At 63.0% G+C, this 2821-nt stretch carries 3 protein-coding genes and 1 pseudogene; 1 reads left to right on the forward strand and 3 read right to left on the reverse strand.

Features of this window, described 5'->3' with window-relative positions; genetic code table 11:
• Positions 1–342: RidA family protein (locus tag HP547_RS28170; RefSeq protein ID WP_172288757.1), on the forward strand; the 342-nt coding region annotated here is incomplete at its 5' end.
• 113 nt (positions 343–455) lie between these two features.
• Here the strand turns inward: HP547_RS28170 and HP547_RS28175 are convergent.
• From HP547_RS28175 to HP547_RS28185, 3 genes and pseudogenes are all read right to left on the reverse strand, one after another.
• A complete protein-coding gene (locus HP547_RS28175) occupies positions 456–1964 on the reverse strand; it encodes a sigma-54-dependent transcriptional regulator (RefSeq protein ID WP_172219252.1) in 1509 nt (502 codons plus the stop codon).
• A gap of 185 nt (positions 1965–2149) precedes the next feature.
• Positions 2150–2518 carry a DUF5064 family protein gene (locus HP547_RS28180; protein WP_172219254.1) on the reverse strand — a complete coding sequence of 123 codons (369 nt, stop codon included), beginning with the start codon at positions 2516–2518 and terminating at the stop codon, positions 2150–2152.
• Positions 2519–2574: 56 nt separating this feature from the next.
• Positions 2575–2821 (reverse strand): annotated as a pseudogene (locus tag HP547_RS28185) (carbamate kinase); the annotation flags it as partial.

The following is a 2821-nucleotide window of genomic DNA, read 5'->3' on the forward strand; positions in this document are numbered from 1 at the left end:
GGTTCCGTCCCGACGGTCATCCATCCTGATGCGCCCAAGGGTTCGCTGGAAGCCTATGGAGATACCAAGGCACAAACCATCAATGTGCTGCAGAACATTCAGCAGCAATTGAAAGACCTGGGCCTTGGCCTTGCCGACGTGGTGAAGATGCAGGTATTCCTGGTGGGCGGGCCGGAGAACGGCGGGAAGATGGACTTCGACGGATTCATGGCTGGCTATACCCAGTTCTTCGGACCAACCGCCAAGCAGCCGGTCCTTCCTGCGCGCTCGGCGTTCCAGATCGCCGGCCTGGCCGACCCTGCCTGGCGTGTCGAAATCGAAGTTACCGCAGTTCGTCCCTGAACCAGGCTGCCCGCCAGCCCTGGGCTAGCCATGCCCGGGGCTGGCAGCTGTTTCCCGTACAGCCGGCTGGCGTAGGAAAAGCCTGAATAACGACCGGGTTATTCCAACTACAGTCAGCCTTTACCCGGTATTCCATATTTGCGAAGGCGCTGGGCGATGGCGGTATGCGAAGTTTGCAGGCGCCCGGCTAGTTGCCGGGTCGAGGGATAGCTGGCATATAACCGCTGCAACAGCTCACGTTCGAAATCGCCCACGGCTTGCTCCAGGCTGGCCACTTCGCCATCTTGCCCGCGCGCTACCGAGGTGCCGGCGATGTCCAGGTCGCCGATGTCCACCAGGTTGCCCTCGCAGATGGCGGCCGCGCGGAAAATCACGTTTTGCAGCTGGCGCACATTGCCCGGCCAGGGGTTGGCCAGCAGTGCCGAATGGGTGGCCGGGGTCAACCGGCAAGCTGGGCGCTGGATCTGCGTGCAGGCCTGCTGCATGAAGAAGTGCGCCAGCATCAGGATGTCCTGGCCACGGTCGCGTAGCGGCGGTACCTGCAGGTTGAGCACGTTGAGGCGGTAGAACAGGTCTTCGCGGAAGCTGCCTTCGGCAACCATGCGCTCCAGGTCGCGGTGGGTGGCGCTGATGATGCGCACATCCACCTTCACTTCGCGGTCGCCGCCCACCCGGCGGAAGCTGCCATCGCTGAGAAAACGCAGCAGCTTGGCCTGCAGGTACGGCGACATTTCGCCAATTTCATCGAGGAACACCGTGCCCTGGTTGGCCAGCTCCATCAGCCCGGGCTTGCCACCGCGCTGTGCACCGGTGAAGGCGCCGGGGGCGTAGCCGAACAGCTCGCTCTCGGCCAGGCTTTCGGGCAATGCAGCACAGTTCAGGGCCAGGAACGGTGCCGAGTGACGGCTGCTGATGGCATGGCAGGCACGGGCCACCAGCTCTTTGCCGGTGCCGGTTTCACCATGCACCAGCAGCGGTGCGTCCAGTGCCGCCACGCGCAGGGCGCGGGCTTTGAGGGTGCGGATGGCCGGCGACTCACCGAGCAAGGCATCGAAACCTTCGGCGTGGTCGTGGTGCAGGGCCGACAGGCGTTCACCCATGCGGGTCGGCGGGTACAGCGTCAGCAGGCCACCGGCGTTGGTGATCGGCATGGCGTCCAGCAACAGGCTTTGGCCGTTCAGTTGCATCTCACGCATCGGCAGGTGGAAATTGTTGTCCAGCAGCGCTTGCAGCAGCGCCGGGTCGTCGAACAGCTCGCCCACCGAACGCCCGGCTGATTCGCGGCCGCACAGTTCGATCAGCGCCGGGTTGGCCAGCAGTACCTTGCCAGCGCTGTCTACCGCCAGTACCGGGTCGCTCATGGCGGCAAGCAGGGCATCGAGCTGCAGGTGACGGCGCTGGCCGGGGAGGATGTCGACCACGTCCACCGACTGCACGCCATGTACTTCGAACAGTGCGTCGTGCAGCTCTTCAAGTACGGCGGGGCTGAGGGTCGGGGCGTCGATGTAGACGTTCGGCGGGACCATCTCCACGGCGTCCAGATTGAGGTGGCGGGCACCGAGCAGGGCAAGGACTTCCTGGGTGATGCCGACGCGGTCGATGAAGCTGACGTGGATGCGCATGGGTACGGTGAAGTGGTGGCCAGGGAGGGCGGTAGTATGCCTTAACAGCGCTGGTGACGCTTTGCGGCCCTATCACGACACAAGGCCGCTCCTACAGGCTGCGCGCCGGTTTCAAGCGTCGCGCTATATCTGTAGCAGCGGCCTTGTGTCGCAAAGGGCTGCAAAGCAGCCCCCGATTCTGGTGCTCACTCCAGATGTTCTGGCTTGATCGGGTCACCGGATTTCACATCCAGCTTGGTGCGAATGTCTTCGAACATCAGGTCATAGATCTTGTGCGGTGAACCAAGGGTTTCGAATTTCTTTGGTGGCGCCAGATGGGCCTGGGCCTTGCGGCTCAGCACCATCAGGAAACTGGGCAACACCTGATCCTTGGGCAGGAAAAACTTTTCGTCCACCGGCTTGCCTTCGATGCTGCCATGCATGTGAAACTGAATGCCACGTCCTTCCCTGGGATCCTGCGCCGCTTCGTACTGAATGTTGAGGTCGTAGCTGTGGTCGCTGCTGTTCAGCGCAGTGCGCTCGATGTGTACATGACCGGACTGGTACTGGGCCATGGCAGGCTCCTTTGGAAGGTCGAAAACGGCGGGCCACGCAGGCCCGCCCGCTGCATTCAACGGTAGCTTATCCCCGGCTTCGCGGTGGAAACCCGGGTGCCGGCAGTGCCCTTGACGATATCCTCGATGTTTTCCAGCGAGCTGATAACCGCCACCTTGCCGGTGTTGCGGGCAAAGTCGCAGGCGGCCTGCACCTTCGGCCCCATAGAGCCTGCGGCGAAGCCCAGCTTCTCCAGCTCGTCGGGATGCGCCTGGGCGATGGCCTTCTGCGTCGGCTTGCCGAAATCAATGTACGCCGCATCC

It is taken from the genome of Pseudomonas sp. CM27, assembly GCF_013179515.1.
GTDB lineage: Bacteria > Pseudomonadota > Gammaproteobacteria > Pseudomonadales > Pseudomonadaceae > Aquipseudomonas.